18 protein-coding genes are annotated in these 19,908 nt (G+C 62.9%); 13 read left to right on the forward strand and 5 right to left on the reverse strand.

What is annotated here, in order from left to right; genetic code table 11:
• Window positions 1–409 precede the first annotated feature (409 nt).
• Window positions 410–1,186, reverse strand: a complete 777-nt coding sequence (locus AWB83_RS31070) for an enoyl-CoA hydratase (protein ID WP_087049459.1) — start codon at window positions 1,184–1,186, stop codon at window positions 410–412.
• A 137-nt stretch (window positions 1,187–1,323) separates the two neighbouring features.
• On the opposite strand from AWB83_RS31070, the gene paaN reads away from it, so the two are divergent.
• From paaN to paaK, 4 genes are all read left to right on the forward strand, one after another.
• Window positions 1,324–3,033: a phenylacetic acid degradation protein PaaN gene (gene paaN, locus AWB83_RS31075; protein WP_087049460.1), complete on the forward strand. Its 1,710-nt coding sequence runs from the start codon at window positions 1,324–1,326 to the stop codon at window positions 3,031–3,033.
• 161 nt (window positions 3,034–3,194) lie between these two features.
• Entirely contained in the window at window positions 3,195–3,986 is a 792-nt protein-coding gene (paaG, locus tag AWB83_RS31080) for a 2-(1,2-epoxy-1,2-dihydrophenyl)acetyl-CoA isomerase PaaG (protein ID WP_087049461.1), read from the forward strand.
• Window positions 3,987–4,050: 64 nt separating this feature from the next.
• Window positions 4,051–4,437: a hydroxyphenylacetyl-CoA thioesterase PaaI gene (gene paaI / locus AWB83_RS31085; RefSeq protein ID WP_244197949.1), complete on the forward strand. Its 387-nt coding sequence runs from the start codon at window positions 4,051–4,053 to the stop codon at window positions 4,435–4,437.
• A gap of 70 nt (window positions 4,438–4,507) precedes the next feature.
• Entirely contained in the window at window positions 4,508–5,812 is a 1,305-nt protein-coding gene (gene paaK, locus AWB83_RS31090) for a phenylacetate--CoA ligase PaaK (protein ID WP_087049463.1), read from the forward strand.
• 78 nt (window positions 5,813–5,890) lie between these two features.
• On the opposite strand, the gene mltA is transcribed toward paaK, so the two are convergent.
• Window positions 5,891–7,054: an MltA domain-containing protein gene (mltA, locus tag AWB83_RS31095; RefSeq protein WP_087049464.1), complete on the reverse strand. Its 1,164-nt coding sequence runs from the start codon at window positions 7,052–7,054 to the stop codon at window positions 5,891–5,893.
• Here mltA and AWB83_RS37900 point away from each other — a divergent pair.
• Entirely contained in the window at window positions 7,053–7,202 is a 150-nt protein-coding gene (locus AWB83_RS37900) for a hypothetical protein (RefSeq protein WP_167389184.1), read from the forward strand. The genes mltA and AWB83_RS37900 overlap by 2 nt on opposite strands.
• Window positions 7,203–7,239: 37 nt before the next feature.
• Here AWB83_RS37900 and apaG read toward each other — a convergent pair whose 3' ends face one another.
• Complete coding sequence (gene apaG, locus AWB83_RS31100; RefSeq protein ID WP_087049465.1) at window positions 7,240–7,614, reverse strand: Co2+/Mg2+ efflux facilitator ApaG/CorD; 375 nt, start codon at window positions 7,612–7,614, stop codon at window positions 7,240–7,242.
• Window positions 7,615–7,843: 229 nt separating this feature from the next.
• On the opposite strand from apaG, the gene rpe reads away from it, so the two are divergent.
• From rpe to AWB83_RS31140, 8 genes are all read left to right on the forward strand, one after another.
• The gene (rpe, locus tag AWB83_RS31105; protein ID WP_087049466.1) at window positions 7,844–8,533 is read left to right on the forward strand and encodes a ribulose-phosphate 3-epimerase; all 690 of its coding nucleotides are present in this window, start codon (window positions 7,844–7,846) and stop codon (window positions 8,531–8,533) included.
• The gene (locus AWB83_RS31110) at window positions 8,530–9,270 is read left to right on the forward strand and encodes a phosphoglycolate phosphatase (RefSeq protein ID WP_087049467.1); all 741 of its coding nucleotides are present in this window, start codon (window positions 8,530–8,532) and stop codon (window positions 9,268–9,270) included. The genes rpe and AWB83_RS31110 overlap by 4 nt, the downstream gene beginning before the upstream one ends.
• A gap of 392 nt (window positions 9,271–9,662) precedes the next feature.
• Complete coding sequence (trpE, locus tag AWB83_RS31115) at window positions 9,663–11,159, forward strand: anthranilate synthase component I (RefSeq protein WP_087049508.1); 1,497 nt, start codon at window positions 9,663–9,665, stop codon at window positions 11,157–11,159.
• Between the two features lie 12 nt (window positions 11,160–11,171).
• Window positions 11,172–11,759 carry an aminodeoxychorismate/anthranilate synthase component II gene (locus AWB83_RS31120; protein WP_087049468.1) on the forward strand — a complete coding sequence of 196 codons (588 nt, stop codon included), beginning with the start codon at window positions 11,172–11,174 and terminating at the stop codon, window positions 11,757–11,759.
• A 4-nt stretch (window positions 11,760–11,763) separates the two neighbouring features.
• On the forward strand, window positions 11,764–12,798 hold the full coding sequence (gene trpD / locus AWB83_RS31125; RefSeq protein WP_087049469.1) for an anthranilate phosphoribosyltransferase: 1,035 nt from the start codon (window positions 11,764–11,766) through the stop codon (window positions 12,796–12,798).
• 11 nt (window positions 12,799–12,809) lie between these two features.
• A complete protein-coding gene (trpC, locus tag AWB83_RS31130) occupies window positions 12,810–13,595 on the forward strand; it encodes an indole-3-glycerol phosphate synthase TrpC (RefSeq protein WP_087049509.1) in 786 nt (261 codons plus the stop codon).
• 21 nt (window positions 13,596–13,616) lie between these two features.
• A complete protein-coding gene (locus tag AWB83_RS31135) occupies window positions 13,617–14,264 on the forward strand; it encodes a CYTH domain-containing protein (protein ID WP_087049470.1) in 648 nt (215 codons plus the stop codon).
• A gap of 14 nt (window positions 14,265–14,278) precedes the next feature.
• Window positions 14,279–15,058, forward strand: coding sequence for a uracil-DNA glycosylase (locus AWB83_RS31140; RefSeq protein ID WP_087049510.1), 780 nt, complete (start codon window positions 14,279–14,281; stop codon window positions 15,056–15,058).
• Window positions 15,059–15,129: 71 nt separating this feature from the next.
• On the opposite strand, the gene AWB83_RS31145 is transcribed toward AWB83_RS31140, so the two are convergent.
• Window positions 15,130–18,768: a DUF8616 domain-containing protein gene (locus tag AWB83_RS31145; protein ID WP_087049471.1), complete on the reverse strand. Its 3,639-nt coding sequence runs from the start codon at window positions 18,766–18,768 to the stop codon at window positions 15,130–15,132.
• A 455-nt stretch (window positions 18,769–19,223) separates the two neighbouring features.
• Window positions 19,224–19,820: an FMN-dependent NADH-azoreductase gene (locus AWB83_RS31155; RefSeq protein ID WP_087049511.1), complete on the reverse strand. Its 597-nt coding sequence runs from the start codon at window positions 19,818–19,820 to the stop codon at window positions 19,224–19,226.
• Window positions 19,821–19,908 lie beyond the last annotated feature (88 nt).

Here is a 19,908-nt window from a genome sequence, read left to right on the forward strand (position 1 = left end):
TCCGTCTTTCGACAGATAAACCTTCCTCTGATACTTCGTGTGAGACTCTTGATTACTTTTGCCATTGCCTCAGCCCCGAAAGACCGAAACCGCACTCGCCATCAAGCGCCCACACTTATCGGCTGTTAGTTTTTAAAGAGCACATCGCAAGACCGCTACCACCTTACCGCCGTCTTGCGTCGCTGCATCAGCAGCAGAGAAACGAGATTATGAAGAACGTTTCGGCTCGTGTCAACAAGAATTTCGAACTTTCTTTCTCGCTGACCGCGCTCAGAGCCCTCAATCATCCGCTCCAAGCGCCCCGCCCAAAACCCACCTTCTCCCGCTTCCTTCGCGTTCATCGAATCGCGAAGGAACGGAATTCTAGTGATCGCGATCGAGAAGCGCAAGCGTTTTCTCGGGCAACGCATCAACGATGCTTGAACACCGGTTTGCGCTTCTCGACAAACGCCGCCATACCTTCCTTCTGGTCCTCGGTGGCGAACAGCGAATGGAACAGGCGCCTCTCGAAATGCACGCCTTCCGAGAGCGTCGTTTCGTAGGCGCGATTGACCGCTTCCTTGGCCATCATCACAGCAGGCAAGGAGAAGCCGGCAATGATCGTCGCGGCCTCGATTGCCTCATCGAGAAGACGATCAGCTCCGACGACGCGCGATACCAGTCCCGCGCGCTCGGCCTCGCTCGCATCCATCATGCGCGCGGTGAGGCACATGTCCATCGCCTTGGCCTTCGACACGGCACGCGGCAGACGCTGTGTGCCGCCGGCGCCCGGGATCACGCCAAGCTTGATCTCCGGCTGACCGAACTTGGCGGTATCCGCGGCGATGATGATGTCGCACGTCATGGCGAGCTCACAGCCGCCGCCGAGCGCGAAACCGGCCACAGCCGCAATGATCGGCTTGCGGATCGACCGAATGGTTTCCCAATTGCGCGTGATGTAGTCGCCCTTGTACACGTCCATATAGGAATAGCCAGCCATCATGCCGATGTCCGCCCCCGCGGCGAACGCCTTTTCGCTGCCGGTCAGCACGATGGCGCCGACGTCCTCGTCGGCGTCGAACGACTTCAGCGCGGCGCCAAGCTCGTCCATCAGCGCGTCGTTCAGCGCGTTGAGCGCCTTCGGACGATGCAGCGTAATCATTCCGACGCGACCGCGCGTTTCGACCAGCAGATTCTCGTAAGCCATTCGCTCCTCCTTGCGATCCTCAGGTAAGCCCTAATGAAAACAGTTCGTCACAGCATCCCGATAATGCTACCATTACCAACCAACCGGTCGGTTAATTATTTAACCCGGCGCCCTCTCACGTTTCTCTTCTTGCAACCATGACACATCCGCTATTCACGAAGCACGAAGCGACGCTCGACAAAGCGCTCGCGGCCATCGAAACGCGCGGCTACTGGAGCCCGTTCGCCGAAATGCCGAGCCCCAAAGTGTACGGGGAAACGGCCAACGCCGACGGGGAGGCCGCGTTCAAAGCTCATCTAGGCAAGACGTTCGGCCTCGATCAACCCTCGACGGGCGAAACCGTCGGGAAAGAACGCTCGCCGTTCGGCATCGCGCTCGATATCCGCTACCCGAAGGCCGATCCCGACGCGCTCATCCAGGCCGCTTCCAAGGCGCAAGCCGGCTGGCGCGCCGCCGGACCGCGAGCTTGGGTCGGCGTGAGCCTCGAAATCCTGTCGCGGCTGAATCGCGCCAGCTTCGAGATCGCTTATAGCGTGATGCATACGACCGGGCAGGCCTTCATGATGGCCTTCCAGGCCGGCGGCCCGCACGCGCAGGACCGCGCGCTCGAAGCCGTCGTCTATGCGTGGGACCAGTTGCGCCGCATTCCGGCCGAAGCGCACTGGGAAAAGCCGCAAGGCAAGAATCCGCCGCTGGCCATGCAAAAGCGCTTCGCCATCGTCCCGCGCGGCACGGGCCTCGTGCTCGGCTGCTGCACTTTCCCGACCTGGAACGGCTATCCCGGCATGTTTGCCGATCTCGCGACCGGCAATACCGTCATCGTCAAACCGCATCCCGGCGCCATTCTGCCGCTTGCGATCACCGTACGCATCGCCCGCGAAGTGCTTCGTGAAGCGGGCTTCGATCCGAACGTCGTCACCCTGCTCGCCACCGATCCCAACGACGGCGCACTCGTCCAGGAACTGGCGGTGCGTCCGGAAATCAAGCTGATCGATTTCACCGGCAGCACGCAAAACGGCACCTGGCTCGAGCGCAACGCACGTCAGGCACAGGTCTACACGGAGAAGGCGGGCGTGAATCAGATCGTCATCGATTCCGTCGACGACCTGAAGGCCGCCGCGCGCAACATCGCCTTTTCGCTCGCCCTCTACTCGGGCCAGATGTGTACGGCGCCTCAGAACATCTACGTGCCGCGCGACGGAATCCGTACCGCCGATGGCCAACTGAGCTTCGACGATGTTGCGAAGGCGCTTGCTGGCGCCGTCGAGAAGGTGGCCTCCGATCCGGCGCGCGCCGTCGAACTCACGGGAGCGATCCAGAACGAGGGAGTCGTGGAACGCGTCGCCGAGGCGCGCAAGCTCGGTGACGTCCTGCTCGACAGCCAATCGCTCACTCACCCGGCGTTTCCCGAAGCTCGCGTACATACCCCGCTCATGCTCAGGCTCGACGCGCGCACCGACGAAGCCAAATTCACCCAGGAATGGTTCGGCCCGATTTCGTTCGTCGTCGCCACCGACTCGACCGCGCAATCGCTCGAACTCGCCGGCTCCATTGCGAACAAACACGGCGCGTTGACGCTCTCCCTCTACAGCACCGACGACAAAGTGATCGAAGCAGCGCACGAGGCAGCCATTCGCGGCGGCGTCGCGCTTTCGATCAATCTAACGGGTGGCGTGTTCGTCAACCAGACCGCGGCGTTCTCGGACTTCCACGGCACGGGCGCGAATCCGGCGGCCAATGCTGCGCTCTCGGACGCAGCCTTCGTCGCGAACCGCTTCCGCGTGGTCCAAAGCCGAGTCCATGTTGCTCCGAAGGCCGCGTCCGCGGAAGCTGGCCAGACGGCATAAGCCGATCCACACAAGAAGTGCGAAGGCCGAATCGCCGTGCAAACGGCTTATGCCATTCGGCCTAATGGAAAGCAGCGTGCCGCGCGGCTAGTATCGGGAATGTAAGGAAACCCGGTCAGCGACAGCCGCCGCGGCCCGGATTCCGCTACCCAGGAGATGCCATGCCCGAGAAGTCCGTGTTTTTTCATGTCGACGGCGAAACGCGCGTCGCGACATTGACGCTCAATCGCCCCGACAAGCTAAACAGCTTCACACGCGAGATGCACCGCGAGCTGGATCAGGCGCTCACCGAGATCGAGGCGAGCGGTGCGCGAGCGCTCGTCATCACGGGCGCCGGCCGCGGATTCTGCGCGGGCCAGGATCTGGCCGATCTCGATTTCACGCCCGGTTCGATGTCCGATCTCGGCGATCTGATCGACGCCCATTTCAACCCGCTGGTGCGCCGGCTTCAGGCATCGCAACTGCCGATCATCGCCGCCGTGAACGGCACGGCGGCGGGGGCCGGGGCCAATCTGGCGATGGCGTGCGATCTCGTCGTCGCGGCGCGCTCGGCGAGCTTCATCCAGGCATTCGTCAAGATCGGCCTCGTGCCGGATTCGGGCGGTACATGGCTGCTGCCGCGCCGCGTCGGCGAAGCGCGCGCGCTCGGCCTCGCGCTGACCGGCGAAAAACTCGGCGCCGAGAAAGCGGAAGCCTGGGGCATCGTATGGCGCGTGGTCGAAGACAGTGAACTGCTGCAAGCGGCAACGCAATTGGCCGCGCAGCTCGCGCAGCAGCCGGCGCGCGCCGTGGCCGCGATCAAGCAGGCGATCCGCGCGAGCGCCAACAAGACGTTCGACCAGCAACTCGACCTCGAACGCGATCTCCAGCGCGAGCTGGGAGTGTCGCCCGATTACATCGAGGGCGTCGCCGCGTTCAAGGAAAAGCGCGCGCCTCGCTTCGAAGGCCTGTGACTACAGAATCACTCGGGAGAGACCTGTGACGCCTCAAGAACTCGCGGAAGCGACTGCCAAGGCCATGTACGAAGCGGACGCGTGCACGCGCGCGCTCGGCATCGAGCTGATCGAAGTGCGGCCAGGCTATGCACGGCTGCAAATGGACGTGCGCCCGGACTTCCTCAACGGCCATGCGATCTGCCACGGCGGCCTGATGTTCACGCTGGCGGATTCGGCGTTCGCCTTCGCGTGCAATTCGTACAACATCAGCACGGTCGCGGCGGGCTGCTCGATTGAATTCCTGCGCTCCGTAAAAGGCGGCGATCGCCTGACCGCCGAGGCAATCGAGCAGACGTTGAGCGGCCGCACGGGCATCTACGACATCCGCGTGACGAATCGCGAGGGCGAGCCGGTGGCGATGTTCCGGGGCAAGTCGGCACAGATCAGAGGCACCGTGATTCCCGTCTGACGGAACGCGTTCATGAAGCGGACGCGGCATGCAAAGGCCGCGCCGCACAGTCAGCATCAAGGAGACAGCAATGACCACACCGCTGCCGCTCGAGCCGATCGAAAAGGCGAGCCGCGACGAACTCGTCGCGCTGCAGCTCGAGCGCCTCAAATGGACGCTCAAACACGCCTACGAGAATTCGCCGGTGTACCGCCGCAAGTTCGACGAAGCCGGCGCCCATCCGGATGAGCTCACTTCGCTCGCCGACCTCGCGCGCTTTCCCTTCACGACCAAGAAGGATCTACGCGACAACTATCCGTTCGGCATGTTCGCGGTGCCGCAGGAGCGGATCTCGCGCATCCACGCATCGTCCGGCACGACGGGCAAGCCGACCGTCGTCGGTTACACGACTCAGGATCTCGACAACTGGGCAAACCTCGTCGCGCGTTCGATCCGCGCGGCAGGCGCGCGGCGGGGCGACAAGGTCCACGTGAGCTACGGCTACGGGCTCTTCACGGGCGGCCTCGGCGCGCATTATGGCGCGGAGCGCGCGGGCCTCACGGTCATTCCTTTCGGCGGCGGCCAGACCGAGAAGCAGGTGCAACTGATTCAGGATTTCCGGCCCGACATCATCATGGTCACGCCAAGCTACATGCTGTCGATCGCGGACGAACTCGAGCGCCAGGGCGTCAATCCCGCGGACTGCTCGCTGCGCATCGGCATCTTCGGCGCGGAACCGTGGACGAACGACATGCGCCGCGCGATCGAGGCGCGCATGGGTATCGACGCCGTCGACATCTACGGACTGTCGGAAGTGATGGGCCCCGGCGTTGCGTCGGAATGCGCGGAGACGAAGGATGGGCCGACGATCTGGGAAGACCACTTCTATCCCGAGATCATCGATCCCGAAACGGGCGAAGTCCTGCCCGACGGCGAATTCGGCGAGCTCGTCTTCACTTCGCTCACGAAGGAGGCGTTGCCGATCATCCGTTATCGCACCCGCGATCTGACGCGCCTCCTGCCCGGCACCGCGCGCACGATGCGCCGCATGGAAAAGATCACCGGCCGCTCGGACGACATGATGATCGTTCGAGGCGTCAACGTCTTCCCGACGCAAATCGAAGAATTGCTCCTCAAGCGCCCCGTGCTCGCGCCGCACTATCAGATCGTGCTCACGAAGGAAGGCCCGCTCGACGTTCTCACCCTGAACGTCGAGCCGTGCCCGGAGTCCGCGCCCGATATTGCCGCGCTCGACAGCGCAAAGGCCGCGCTCGCGTATGACATCAAGGCGCTGATCGGCGTGAGCGCCGTGGTGAACGTCCTTGCGGTGAACGGCATCGAACGTTCGGTCGGCAAGGCGCGGCGCGTGATCGACCGGCGCAACATGACGTCCTGAACGAGACCGGCGCTTCAAAGGAAAAAGCTCGCGGACCGTATCGGCCGCGAGCTTTTCATAGTCGGGAGAGCTCGAGAATCAGGAATTCGGCAACAGCAACCACATCCGGCCGCCCTGCTTCATACGCCCTGCAAGGTCGCCCGCATCGTCGCCGAGACCCCAGAAGTAATCGGCGCGCACGCCGCCCTTGATCGCCGTGCCCGTATCTTGCGCGAAGACGAGGCGGTTCATCGGCTGATTGCTGAGCGGACGTGTCGTCTGCAGGAATACCGGTGTACCGAGCGGAATCGCCGACGGATCGACCGCGATCGAGCGTTCAGGCGTCAACGGCACTCCGAGCGCACCGACCGGCCCGTCACCGAGGCTCGCGATCGCCGGGTCGTTCGCAGGCATCTCGCGGAAGAAGACAAAGCGCGGATTCACGTCGAGCAGCGCGTCGACCCGCGCCGGATTCGCCTTCGCCCAAGCCTTGATGCCTTGCATGGTCGCCTGCGCGGGCGTGAGTTCGCCGCGATCGAGTAGTTCCTTGCCGATCGATCGATACGGCTGGTTGTTCGTGCCGCCGAAGCCGACGCGCATCACGCTGCCGTCCTCCATGATGACGCGTCCCGACCCCTGCACTTGCAGGAAGAACGCCTCGATCGGATCGTCGACCCATACGAGCTCGTTGCCGTTCAATACGCCCGAACGTTCGAGCTGCGCACGCGCGGGCAACGCCGATCCGGGCTTGTAGCGATACGGCCAGCGGTACAGCGCGTATTGATACGGCCCGTGGCGCGTACGCGAGCCGCGCAGAAGCGGCTCGTAATAGCCGGTCACGAGACCGTCGAGCGTGCCATCTGTGTTGGCGAGCTGAAACGGCGTGAAATAGGTTTCGAAGAAACTGCGCGCCGCCGACATGTCGAGGTCATCGAGACGCTGCGCTGCCGCGCATGCTCGCTGCCAATTGGCCTGCCGCGCGAGCCGGCTGCAGTTCTGGCGCAGTGCCGCCGCCGCGCCGATGAGCGAGTCGTCCTGCCATCCCGGCACCTGCTGCCAGCTCACCGCCGTCAGGCGCGACGCGGCGCGCTGTCCGGTGATGATCGGCGTGCCGGTGGGCGCGCTCGCGCCCGGTTTCGTATAACTGCCGCCGCCGCACGAGGCGAGCAGGACGGCGGTTGCAATCGATGCGGCCCAGGCCGCTGCCCGTGCGGCTGGCCGCACGAAACGCATACAATGCTCGTTCTTGATGGGAACCGCCATGTCTGATCTGTTCGACGAATATCCAATGCTTATTTTTGCGCTCGAGTCGCTCGTGGCGCTCGCGTTGCTGATCTTCATCGTCGTATGGACGGCATCGGGCAAGAAGAAGAACCAGAACCGCGCGAACGACCCGGCGAAACGGCGCTGACCGCCGCCGACTGCCACAAATTGCCGCGGGCTTCCGCTCAGTGGAGCGTGCGCGGCATATGCAACGCGAATTCCGCTATGGGCGCCTCGAAACGCTCGCCATCCTCGGCCACGCAGAAGTACTCGCCACGCATCGTCCCGACCGGCGTCGCAATCACCGCCCAGCTCGTGTATTCGAACTGTTCGCCCGGAGGCAAAAGCGGCTGGTGCCCGACGACGCCGAGCCCCTTCACTTCCTGCACGCGATTATTGCTGTCGGTGATGATCCAGTGGCGCGAAATCAGTTGCGCCGCGACCTGGCCGGTGTTGCGAATCGTCAGCGTGTACGCAAAAGCGTACTGGCGGCTATCCGGGTCGGATTGTTCCGGCAAATAGCGCGTTTCCACGGATACGCTGAATTCGTACTGGGCCATCGTAGTTCCAATTACAGATCGATTGGTCGCTGCGCCGCCGCCGGACACCGGCAAGGGCGCGCGTGCGGGCCGCTATTGGTCTGGCATTCTGCTTGATGCGCGCCGCGCCCGCAACACGATTGGCGCCCCGATGCCACATTCGCACGCGATGCCTAGGCCGTTCGAACGAAGGACTCGAACGAAAACGCGGGTTAAAATCACGGCTTTAGGCCGCTACCAGCATACGTCCATGGCGCAATTCCACATCGCTCCCAGCATCCTGTCCGCCGACTTCTCCCGCCTGGGCGAGGAAGTCCGCAACGTCGTCGCCGCTGGCGCCGACTGGATCCACTTCGACGTCATGGACAACCACTACGTGCCAAACCTGACGATCGGCCCGATGGTGTGCGAAGCCATCCGCCCGCACGTGAGCGTGCCGATCGACGTGCATCTGATGGTGCGCCCGGTCGACCGCATCGTGCCCGATTTTGCGAAAGCCGGCGCGAATGTGATCAGCTTCCACCCGGAAGGTTCGGATCACATCGACCGCACGCTCTCGCTGATCCGCGATCATGGCTGCAAGGCGGGCCTGGTGTTCAATCCGGCGACACCGCTCAATTACCTCGACTACGTGATGGACAAGCTCGATCTCGTGCTCATCATGTCGGTCAATCCTGGTTTCGGCGGTCAGTCGTTCATTCCCGAGGCTCTCGTCAAGCTGCGTGACGCGCGTGCGCGCATCGATGCATACCGCGAGCGCACGGGCCGCACGATCCATCTGGAAATCGACGGCGGCGTGAAGGTCGACAACATCGCGGAAATCGCGGCGGCCGGCGCGGACACATTCGTCGCGGGCTCGGCCATCTTCGGCAAGCACGACTACAAGCAGGTGATCGACGCGATGCGCGCGGAGCTGGCCAAATCGGGAGCGCAGGCATGAGCGAGATCGCGGCGGCTCAGCCGCCTTTCGTCAACCGCCCGATTCGCGCGGCCATCATCGATCTCGACGGCACGATGGTCGATACCGCGGACGATTTTGTCGCCGCGCTGAGCGCGATGCTCGCGCGCATCGGCCAGGAACAACCCGTCACGCGCGACGAAGTCACGGACTATGTCGGCAAGGGCTCTGAAAATCTGATTCGCAGCGTGCTCGCGGTGCGCCTGTCGCATTCGCAAGCCGTCGCGCAATTCGACGATGCCCTCGCGATCTATCAAAGCGAGTACGCGAAGATCAACGGCAAGCATTCGACGCTCTTCCCCGAAGTGAAGGAAGGCCTCGAAGCGATGCGCGAGCTCGGCATTCCGCTCGCCTGCGTGACCAACAAGCCGCATCGCTTCGCGGTCGAGCTGCTCGCGCACTTCGGCATCGCGGACTACTTCAAGGTGATTCTCGGCGGCGATTCGCTGCCCGCGAAAAAGCCCGATCCGCTGCCGATGCTCACGGCCTGCGAACGCCTGGACGTTTTGCCGCGCGAAGCCGTGGCGGTCGGCGATTCGGAGAACGATGCGCTCGCGGGCCGCGCCGCCGGCCTGGCGACGTTGACCGTTCCGTACGGCTACAACCACGGTAAACCTGTGCAATCGGTGAAATCCGATGGTATAGTTTCCTCGCTGCGCACCGCGGCCTTGGCGATCGCCGCAACGCTGGCGCCGCCCGATATCACCCTGACTGAATAAGTCCATCCATTCATGTTTCTCAACAGAAAACGGAGTCTGAGCAGCATCGACCGGGGAGCCTGGCCCTGGCGTCGCTGGTCGCGCTAACCTCGCCCGAGGTACGCTGGAGCCATGTCGCGTCGTGCTTCATCCGCTTCAGCATCCGTTTTTTGTTTCGCTGCGCATTCCTGCGCCGTTTCCGTCGAATCGTCGTACACCGAGCCTCGCTTAGGCACGCGTCGCATTGCTTCGCGCACGCCGCATGAGTGGGCTTCGAGCCGCCAGACCCGCTTCGCCATCGCGAAGCGGCCAGGCCGCCGTATGCGATCATCATGGGATACGACCATCCGCAGCGCCCCGCTTTTCCCGATGTCGCGCCACTCGAACGCGCGCGACACGCCAAGGATCGCAACATGACCGAACTCGAATTCCAATCGCTGGCGAACGAAGGCTATAACCGCATTCCGCTCATCGCCGAAGCCCTCGCCGACCTCGAAACGCCGCTCTCGCTCTATCTCAAGCTCGCGCAGACCGAGCGCAACGGCGCGAACTCGTTCCTGCTCGAATCCGTCGTGGGCGGCGAGCGCTTCGGGCGCTACTCGTTCATCGGCTTGCCGGCCCGCACGACCGTGACCGTGCGGAACGGCAAGTCGAATGTCCTGACCGATGGCAACGTCGTCGAAACGGACGAAGGCGATCCGCTCGCGTTCATCGAGAAATTTCAGAAGCGCTTCAAGGTCGCGATGCGTCCGGGCTTGCCGCGTTTCTGCGGCGGCCTTGCCGGGTACTTCGGCTATGACGCGGTGCGCTACATCGAAAAGAAGCTCGCGCACACCGCGCCGCCCGACGATCTCAACCTCCCCGACATCCAGTTGCTGCTGACGGAAGAAGTCGCGGTCATCGACAATCTCGCGGGCAAGCTCTATCTGATCGTCTACGCCGATCCGACCAGGCCCGAAGCGTATGCAAAGGCGAAACACCGGCTGCGCGAACTGCGCGCGCGTCTGCGCGTCACGGTCCAGCCGCCTGTCACGTCCGCCAGCGTGCGCACCGAGACGTTCCGCGAGTTCAAGAAGGATGATTATCTGAACGCCGTGCGCAAAGCGAAGGAGTACATCGCGGCCGGCGAGCTGATGCAGGTGCAGGTCGGCCAGCGCCTCATCAAGCCGTTCCGCGACAACCCGCTTTCGCTGTATCGCGCGCTGCGCTCGCTGAATCCGTCGCCGTACATGTACTACTACAACTTCGGCGGCGAAATGCACGTGGTCGGCGCATCGCCGGAAATTCTCGTGCGTCAGGAAAAGCGCGCGGAGGATCGCATCGTGACGATTCGCCCGCTCGCCGGCACCCGCCCGCGCGGCAACACGCCCGAGCGCGACGCGGAACTCGCCACCGAACTGCTGAACGATCCGAAGGAAATCGCCGAGCATGTGATGCTGATCGATCTCGCGCGCAACGACGTCGGCCGCATTGCCCAGACGGGCTCGGTTGCGGTGACGGACAAGATGATCATCGAGAAGTACTCGCACGTGCAGCACATCGTGAGCTCGGTCGAGGGCAAGCTCAAGGAAGGCATGAGCAACTTCGACGTGCTGCGCGCGACGTTCCCCGCCGGCACGCTGTCCGGCGCGCCCAAGGTTCGCGCGATGGAACTCATCGACGAGCTGGAACCGGTCAAGCGCGGCCTGTACGGCGGCGCGGTCGGTTATCTCTCGTTCAGCGGCGAGATGGATCTGGCCATCGCGATCCGCACCGGCCTCATCCACAAGGGCAATCTCTACGTTCAGGCAGCGGCGGGCGTCGTCGCCGATTCGGTGCCGGAATCCGAATGGCAAGAGACGGAGAACAAGGCGCGCGCCGTGCTGCGCGCCGCCGAGCAAGTGCAAGACGGCCTCGACAGCGACTTCTGAGGAGACAAGACCATGCTGCTGATGATCGACAACTACGATTCGTTCACCTATAACCTGGTCCAGTACTTCGGCGAGCTCGGCGAGGACGTGCACACGTATCGCAACGACGAAATCACGCTCGACGAGATCGCGAAGCTCAACCCGGAGCGCATCTGCCTCTCGCCGGGACCGAGCAATCCGCAACACGCCGGCATCACGCTCGACGTGCTGCGCGAATTCTCCGGCAAGCTGCCGATTCTCGGCGTGTGCCTCGGCCATCAGGCCATCGGCGAGGCGTTCGGCGGGCGTGTCGTGCGCGCGCAGACCATCATGCACGGCAAGGTGAGCCAGATCGAAACCGACTGTAAAGGCGTGTTTGCCGACCTGCCGAAACACTTCAACGTGACGCGCTATCACTCGCTCGCAATCGAACGCGAGTCTTTGCCCGACTGTCTCGAAGTGTCCGCGTGGACGCCGGACGGTGAAATCATGGGCGTGCGCCACAAGGAACTCGAAGTGGAAGGCGTGCAGTTCCATCCGGAATCGATTCTTTCCGAGCACGGCCACGCGCTGCTCGAAAACTTCGTGAAGCACACCTCGACGACCGGCAAGCGGGCCTGACAACATGACCATCACTGCACAAGAAGCGCTGCAGCGCACGATCGAGCACCGCGAAATCTTCCACGACGAAATGCTGCACCTGATGCGCCAGATCATGCGCGGCGAGATGTCGCCCGTCATGGCCGCCGCGATCATCACCGGCTTGCGCGTGAAGAAGGAAACCATCGGCGAGATCGCCGCCGCCGCGACCGTGATGCGCGAGTTCGCGAACCACGTCGAAGTCGAGGACAACTCGAATTTCGTCGATATCGTCGGCACGGGCGGCGACGGCTCGCACACTTTCAACATCTCCACCGCGTCTATGTTCGTGTCGGCGGCGGCGGGCGCCAAGGTCGCGAAGCACGGCAATCGCGGCGTGTCGAGCAAATCGGGCAGCGCGGACGTGCTCGAGGCGCTCGGCGTGAACATCGACCTGACACCGGAACAAGTGGCCGCCTCGATTGCCGAAACCGGCATGGGCTTCATGTTCGCGCCGAATCATCATCCGGCGATGAAGAACATTGCGCCCGTGCGCCGCGAGCTCGGCGTGCGGACCATCTTCAACATCCTCGGGCCGCTGACGAATCCGGCCGGTGCGCCGAATCAGCTTCAGGGTGTGTTCCATGAAGACCTCGTCGGCATTCAGGTTCGCGTGATGCAGCGTCTCGGCGCGAAGCACGTGCTCGTCGTGTACGGCAAGGATGGCATGGACGAAGTGTCGCTCGGCGCCGCGACCAAGGTCGGTGAGCTGAAGCACGGCGAAGTGACCGAGTACGAAATTCATCCCGAGGACTTCGGCCTCCAAATGGTGTCGAACCGTTCGCTGAAAGTTCAGGACGCGCAGGAATCGAAGGCGATGCTGCTCGGCGCGCTGAACAACAAATCGGGCGTCGCGCGCGAGATCGTCATAATGAATGCCGGCACCGCGCTCTATGCTGCGGATGTCGTCGATTCGATCGCCGCCGGCATGGAAGCCGCGCGCGAAGCGATCGAGAGCGGCGCGGCGCGCGAAAAGGTCGAAGCGCTCGTGAAGTTTACGCAGCAGTTTTCGAAGCAATGACGGAAGCCAACATGAGTGACATTCTGGATCGCATCATCGCGGTCAAGCGAGAGGAAATCCGCGCGGCCGAACAAAGCGCGCCGCTGGAAGAGCTCAGGCTTGAAGCGAGCTCGCGCGACCTGCGCGATTTCGTCGGCGCATTGCGCGCGAAGCACGCGGCGAATCAGGCGGCGGTCATCGCCGAAGTGAAGAAAGCGAGCCCGTCCAAGGGCGTGCTGCGCGAGCACTTCGTGCCCGCCGACATCGCCCGTTCGTACGAGCAAGGCGGCGCCGCGTGTCTTTCCGTGCTCACCGACGTGCAATTCTTCAAGGGCAGCGTCGCCTATCTGGAGGAAGCGCGGGCCGCGTGCAGCCTGCCTGTGCTGCGCAAGGACTTCATCATCGATCCGTATCAGATCATGGAAGCGCGCGCGATGGGCGCGGACTGCATCCTGCTGATCGCCGCCGCGCTCGAGCTCTCGCAGATGCAGGATCTCGAAGCGTACGCGCATTCGCTCGGGCTCGCGGTGCTGGTCGAAGTGCACGACGCCGACGAGCTGCGCGACGCGCTCACGCTCAAGACGCCGCTCATCGGCATCAACAACCGCAATCTGCGCACGTTCCAGACGACGATCGACACGACCATCGGCATGCTGGAAGCGGTGCCGGACGACCGCATCGTCGTGACGGAGTCCGGCATTCTGTCGCGCCTCGACGTCGACCGGCTGCGCGCGATGCGCGTGCACACCTTCCTCGTCGGCGAAGCGTTCATGCGCGCCGACGATCCCGGCGCGGAGCTGGCGCGCATGTTCTTTTAATTTCATCGACGGGACCGCACCTTGGGCATCGAACGTGAACTCAAGCTCGCGCTCGCGCCGTCGCAGCACGACGACGTGACGCGCTTCTTCGACGAACGCACCGGCGCGGGCAAGCCGATCGAGCTTGCCAACGTCTATTTCGATACGCCGGACTGCGCGCTCGCGAAGGCGAAGTCGGCGCTGCGCCTGCGCCGCACGCCGGCGCAATGGCTGCAGACTTACAAGACGCTCGGCAAATCGATAGCGGGTCTGAGCAACCGGCACGAGTGGGAATTGCCGGTCGCGGGCGAAGCGCTCGAAATCGGCGCGCTGCTCGCCGCCTGCGACAACGAAGCCGCGCGCGAAGCGCTGGAACGCGCCGCGCCGGATCTGATCGCGCTGTTCAAGACCGATGTCAGGCGCACCGTGTGGGACATCGAGCGCGAAGGCTCACAGATCGAAGTGGCGCTGGATCTCGGCGAAATCACCGCCGAAGTCGACGGCAAGACGCGTCGCGCCGAAATCAGCGAACTCGAACTGGAACTGAAGTCCGGCGAAGAAAGCGCGCTTTCGATGCTCGCCGCGGAGTTGCGCGGCGCGTTTCCCGAACTCGTTCCCGAGGACCTCAGCAAGGCTCAGCGCGGCTATCTCCTGCGCGAGCAGCCCGAAGGCAAGAACCGCGACGCCTGACCGCGAGCATGAGCATGAACCGACAGCCTTCCCTCTTCGCGGAGAACGAACCCGCGCCCGCCCCGGACTTCACGACGCTCGAGAGCCAGTTCGACGCGCTGCCCGCCGACTGGCGCAAGCACCTGAAGCCGTTCATCGACGGTAAGCACTATGCGGCGCTGTGCGCGTTCGTCGACGCCGAGCGCGCCGCCGGCAAGACGGTCTATCCCGCCGACGTATTCCGCGCGCTGCGTCTCACGAGCCCCGGCGACGTGAAGGTCGTGATTCTCGGCCAGGACCCGTATCACGGCGAGGACAAGGGCGCGCCGCAAGCGCACGGTCTCGCGTTCTCGGTGCCCGCGCCGGTGCGTCCGCCGCCGTCACTGCGCAACATCTTCAAGGAAATTCACGCGAGCCTCGGTTTCCCCGCGCCCGCGCATGGCTGTCTCGATTCTTGGGCGAAGCAAGGCGTGCTGCTGCTCAACACGTCGCTGACGGTCGAGCGCGACCGCGCCGGCAGTCACGCCAAACGCGGCTGGGAGCAATGCACCGATACGCTGATCCACGAAATGGCGCAGCGTCACGATGGGCTCGTGTTCATGCTGTGGGGCGCGCATGCGCAGGCGAAGCGCGGCCTGATCGAAGGCACGGGCAAGTCGCATTGCGTGCTGGAGGCGGCGCATCCTTCGCCGTTGTCGGCGTATCGCGGTTTTTTCGGCTGCGGACATTTCGCGCTGGCGAACGAATATCTGACGAAGCACGGGCGCGAGCCGATCGACTGGCGCCTGCCCGCCGAGCCCGGCCGCCCCGCCTGAAAAGCGCTGCACGCGAGGGGGCTCGCCGAGGGAAGAGTGAGGCGACCGCCTGCCCAGGGATGATCCCGATCTCAGATCCGCGGTCTGAAGTTGATCCAGCAACCAGTGACGGCGAGCGTGCTGCTGCGTAACGACGCCCAAATGGTTCCGTTAGTGCCCACCACATTCGTATTGAGGCTATTAGCCAACTGCTGAGCGAAGCAGTTCTGTCCCCTCCCGGTTTCACAGGCCAGCAATTGGACCGTCATGCCCGGCTGGTACCTCGGGTGCTGCTGTATCCGTTGTGCAAGGTCCGCAGCGGACAGCATCTGGCCGTTCGGTGCCATCATTCCCTGACAGTTTCCATGGCCGGCGACCGAGAATACGTTCGGATCGGTTGGAATACGACCGGCGGTAGCCCTGTCAATACCCGGCGGAAAGCAGTTCAAATCGACGCCCTGAAGACCCAACGGGTCAATCCATGCATTCGGGTTCGGCGCATAACGATAAAGATTGATGCCGCCCGTCATTCCCAACGGATCCTGTGTGGTGAACCTCCCGATGTCCGGATCGTAGTAGCGGTGCTGGTTGTAGTGCAGCCCGGTCTCGGCATCGAAATACTGACCCTGGAAGCGTAGCGGCTGATGGACATTGCGCCTCATTTCCTGGATCCGCGTACTGCCCCAGGCGTTATATGCGGCCTGCCACTGCACGCGCCCCTCGCTATCCGTCAATTCGATCGGCATACCGATCTGATCCGTGTGGTAGTAAAGAATCGTTGCATGCTTCGCGCCGTTCGCGCGTGACTCGATTTGCGCCAGCGGCTCGAAGCTGTTATGCGCGTACACGTAGACCACGGTAAAGTCATCGCGCGTCTCGCCAAGCAGGCGGTTGGCTTCCCACATGAAGAATGTCGTGCCCGAGTCATCCTTCTTCCAGACTCGCCGGCCCAGTGCATCATAGCCATACTCGAAGTGCTGCTCGCCTGTGATGCCGCTGACGCGCGCGCGCTCCATGCGGTGCGAAGGCGAATAATCGAAATGCATGCACCGACTCCTGCCGGCGGATTTTTCCGTGACGTTGCCGTGCGAGTCATAGACGTACCGGATCTCCTCAAATCGTGCGACCCGGTCGTTGCATACTGGAGGCGCAGCAGGCCCGTCGAGCATATTTCCGGCAGGATCGAAGGTAAATCTTTCCCGGCCGGTCCGAGCGAGCCGGCCGAGAGCATCGTATCGATACTCGCGCGTCCCGCCGCGCATATCCGTCAGCCGCAGCAAATTGTTTGCAGCGTCGAATTCATACTCGCGAGAAACGACTCGATACGCATCATCCGCTTGCGTTGTGACCGCGTGCTGCGCGACCAGCCGATTGACGGCGTCGTATCGGTAGTGGCTGACGAGTCGACCCTGCGTGCGACTCGCTTCCCGGTGCAAGGCGTCCCGTTCAATATCCGTGATCAACTCTCCGTCGAGGTTGATCTGGTGCAGATGGCCCGGCCCGTAGTAAAGGTAGTTGAGAATGCGGCCGTCGGGCAGCGTAGTTTGAACATGATTACCGAGTGCGTCGTGGTCATAGGCCAGCGACAGAGTGCGCCCCGCGACGTGAGTGGTCTCACTGATCAGCCGCCCCAAAGCGTCGTACTTGCGTTCGAGTCGGCAGCAATCATTGCACGCCTCGATGAGGCGACCAGCCGCATCATATCTCCACGTACTCCGCTCGGTACGGGCTCCGTCCGCACGCGTAGTGACGATGGCAATGACACGCCCTGCCTGATCGCGCTGATACATCGTGCGCAACGTCTTTGAACCCTCGTCGTCTCGCGGCGCGACAGTTGACCTCGCCTGCGTGACCGGTTCGAGTCGCTCGGTCAGTAGCCCCGACGCGTCGTAGCGGTACGACGTCACGCGACCATCAAAGCCACGTTTCGAAACCAGACGACCGGCTGCATCGTAGCTGAACGAGCACTGCGCCCCGTTCTGGTTGGTCATCCGGCACATACGTCGCGCAGCGTCGTACTCGTAGTGCACGCAATGTCCCTGCGCATCCGTCTGCAACGCGGGCAGTCCATCTGCCGTCAGCTCCCACCGCGTCCGTGCGCCGTTTGCGTCTGTGTGTGCGATGAGACGCCCATGCAGATCGCGGATGAATAGCTCCTTGTTGCCGTCTGCACGTTGAACTGCCGTGACGCGCCCACGCTGATCACATTGGTAATGGGTCGTTTCTCCCGCCGCATTGGTCACGGACTGCAGGTGACCGAAATCATCCCAACCGTATTGCGTGGTCCGTCGCGAACAGTCGGTATGGCTCGTCATCTGTCCGCGGGCGTCGTATTCAAACGTCTGGACACGGCCATGTGCATCGGTGATCCGGCTGACATGCCCGCGATCGTCCCAGCCGTATTCGACGATGTGTCCAAGCGCGTCGGTCCGGCGAATCAGGTTGCCCGTCGCGTCGTACTCGAAACGCGTGGCAGCTCCCGCCGGATCCACCACGAGGGTGGGTCGTCGCCACTTCGGGTGGTACAGGACTTCGATACGTGCGCCCGCAGGATCAGTGGTCGACGTGATGTTGCCCCAGACGTCGTAGGTACTCAGGTGCGTGCGGCCCGCCGCATCGATGTGGCATACAGGATTGCCTGCCGCGTCATAGTCTGTTTTGCTGAAGTTGCCCGCCGGGTCGACATACCCGACTAGCGCGTTGCTCTCGTCGAAGAGGTAATGCGCAGTCTCTCCCAGCGCGTTCACTACTTCCGTCTTGCCCGGCAGATAGCGGAAATGCCAGCTCTCGCCAGTATTCGTTTCGATTCGCAGCACCTTGCCCTGCGGGCTGCACTGATCGTATTCGTAGCGTGACACGAGCGCGCCAGGCTGGCTGTGTTCAATCAGAACATAGTTGCGATACCGGTACTCGCGCACGGCTTGTCCTTCGCCATTTCGCACGCGAATCAGCTCCCCCTCGGGTGAGTAGTCGTAAGTGACGAGTACTTTCCCCGAATGTCCATTGTCCGCCACCAAGCTCGAATCGCTGCAAAGCGTGATCTGCCGGAGCCGGCTGACCTCTCGTCCGTCAGGTAGCCGCCGGGTGACGTACTGCAACGGCAGGACACGGCCGACCGCATCGACTATGCGCGTCGGAAGACCATCGTCGCCATACAGAAAGCGGATATGGGCGCCGAACTGGTCGCCGACGCTGACCAGCGGCAAAAAATCCCCGTGCTCGCCTTGTGGATTCTCCGCGTCAAGCGCCAAAGGCGCGAACCGGTGAAAAGTGCTGTGATCGGCTGAAATCAGGTGGTAACACCCATTGCCTTCGCGGCGGACGTGAAAACCGATGTCGGGAAGCGACTTGGTTTCCCCAGGCGCGAGTTGAGGCAGAGGGATATCGTGACATTGCGAATCGGTTAGCGTAACCGCATCGCCCATGCGCTTCAGGCACATTGAGAATGGCAACTGCCACCCTTGTCCGAGCCACCCGTCGCTCGCCAGATTCGAAAAGTAGCTGCGCTGCCAGTGCAGTGTAATAGGTCCGAACAGCGAGAAATCCAGATCTTCTTCGCCTGTAAGAAACTTGATGCCCGTTATCGGGTTCACGGGATGACCAACGCCGTTGCTGGCTCTATGCGCGAATTGTCGCAGTTCGATGCCCGATCGACTTTCGTCATGCCGCAGCCGGCCGCTGACGGGAAGGTCGAGCTCGTATAACCTTGCCTTCGTCTCTTTGACTTTCATTTACTTTGCACTCCTTTATTTGTCCGGCAATCGTCATAGTGCCTGCCGTTACAGAAAAGGTGTAACAAAGGGTGTTCCCAGCAACCGTGGTATCCGTTCAATCGCTGAGATGGCGCGGGATGGTTATTTATTTGCAGCAGTGCGCCGATGGCGCGCGGCTTGATGGGCAAGCGTGCGCTGGATTGAGATGGCTGGGCCGAGACGCGGCGCGTCGCCGCACAGCCCGATCGCTACGTATGTTTCTTCTTTTGCGCTGCCTGGCATTCGGTCAGCACATCAGGCTCTTTCAGGTTCGCCGCCTCTGCGCGCTGAGGCTCTTTTTCGTGGCGGGGTTCTTCACCGATGCAGGTATCAGGCGCCTCGCCATGCAAAACACCCCAAAGCTCGGACCGTCGGTGTCCGAACCTTGGGGTGCAGCTTGACTTGCGAGCTTTCCTTGCTTGCGCGGAAACCGCTTACAGCGCCGCGATCGCCTCGCGCGCCGACGCCAGCGCCGCACCGGCCGCTTCCGGCCCCATGCTCAGGCCTTCGGCGTAGATGAAGTCCACATCGGTCATGCCGAGGAAGCCGAGGAACGACTTGAGATACGGCGTCTGCGAATCGTGCGGGGTGCCGACGTACTTGCCGCCGCGCGCCGAGACGACGAACACCTTCTTGCCCTTGACCAGGCCTTCCGGACCGTTCGCGGTATAGCTGAACGTGATTCCCGCACGCGCGATCCAGTCGAAGTAGGCTTTCAGTTGCGACGAGATGCCGAAGTTGTACAGCGGCGCCGCGATCACGACGATGTCCGCCGCTTGCAGCTCGGCGATCAGCGCTTCGCTCTTCGCGTTGATGGCGGCTTGTTCCGCGCTGCGCTGTTCGGCGGGCGTGAAGAATGCGCCGAGGGTCGCGTCGTCGAGGTGCGGCAGGCTTTCGGCCAGCAGATTGCGCACGACCACCTTCGCACCCGGGTTGCTTTGTTGCAGTTTCGCGGTCAGTTCGTCGGCGAGCAGCGTCGATTGAGCGCCTTGCGAACGGGCGGCGGAGTTGATTTGCAAAATCGTCGTCATGATGGCTTCCTGTTCCGTATTCGGGTTTCGGGCACCGTCGGCGCCCGGCTTAGGAAGCATTCTTGGTCTTTCGACGCCCGGGAAAAAG

This window comes from Caballeronia ptereochthonis (assembly GCF_001545075.1).
Classification (GTDB): Bacteria; Pseudomonadota; Gammaproteobacteria; order Burkholderiales; family Burkholderiaceae; genus Caballeronia; species Caballeronia ptereochthonis.

Coding starts and splice junctions, on each gene's coding strand:
- AWB83_RS31110 (WP_087049467.1), top strand. CDS start 8,530: ATGAGCGAGATCGCGGCGGCTCAGCCGCCTTTCGTCAACCGCCCGATT.
- paaG (WP_087049461.1), top strand. CDS start 3,195: ATGCCCGAGAAGTCCGTGTTTTTTCATGTCGACGGCGAAACGCGCGTC.
- trpC (WP_087049509.1), top strand. CDS start 12,810: ATGAGTGACATTCTGGATCGCATCATCGCGGTCAAGCGAGAGGAAATC.
- trpE (WP_087049508.1), top strand. CDS start 9,663: ATGACCGAACTCGAATTCCAATCGCTGGCGAACGAAGGCTATAACCGC.
- paaN (WP_087049460.1), top strand. CDS start 1,324: ATGACACATCCGCTATTCACGAAGCACGAAGCGACGCTCGACAAAGCG.
- paaI (WP_244197949.1), top strand. CDS start 4,051: ATGTACGAAGCGGACGCGTGCACGCGCGCGCTCGGCATCGAGCTGATC.
- AWB83_RS31155 (WP_087049511.1), bottom strand. CDS start 19,820: ATGACGACGATTTTGCAAATCAACTCCGCCGCCCGTTCGCAAGGCGCT.
- AWB83_RS31070 (WP_087049459.1), bottom strand. CDS start 1,186: ATGGCTTACGAGAATCTGCTGGTCGAAACGCGCGGTCGCGTCGGAATG.
- AWB83_RS31140 (WP_087049510.1), top strand. CDS start 14,279: ATGAACCGACAGCCTTCCCTCTTCGCGGAGAACGAACCCGCGCCCGCC.
- apaG (WP_087049465.1), bottom strand. CDS start 7,614: ATGGCCCAGTACGAATTCAGCGTATCCGTGGAAACGCGCTATTTGCCG.
- AWB83_RS37900 (WP_167389184.1), top strand. CDS start 7,053: ATGTCTGATCTGTTCGACGAATATCCAATGCTTATTTTTGCGCTCGAG.
- trpD (WP_087049469.1), top strand. CDS start 11,764: ATGACCATCACTGCACAAGAAGCGCTGCAGCGCACGATCGAGCACCGC.
- mltA (WP_087049464.1), bottom strand. CDS start 7,054: ATGGCGGTTCCCATCAAGAACGAGCATTGTATGCGTTTCGTGCGGCCA.
- paaK (WP_087049463.1), top strand. CDS start 4,508: ATGACCACACCGCTGCCGCTCGAGCCGATCGAAAAGGCGAGCCGCGAC.
- rpe (WP_087049466.1), top strand. CDS start 7,844: ATGGCGCAATTCCACATCGCTCCCAGCATCCTGTCCGCCGACTTCTCC.
- AWB83_RS31120 (WP_087049468.1), top strand. CDS start 11,172: ATGCTGCTGATGATCGACAACTACGATTCGTTCACCTATAACCTGGTC.
- AWB83_RS31145 (WP_087049471.1), bottom strand. CDS start 18,768: ATGAAAGTCAAAGAGACGAAGGCAAGGTTATACGAGCTCGACCTTCCC.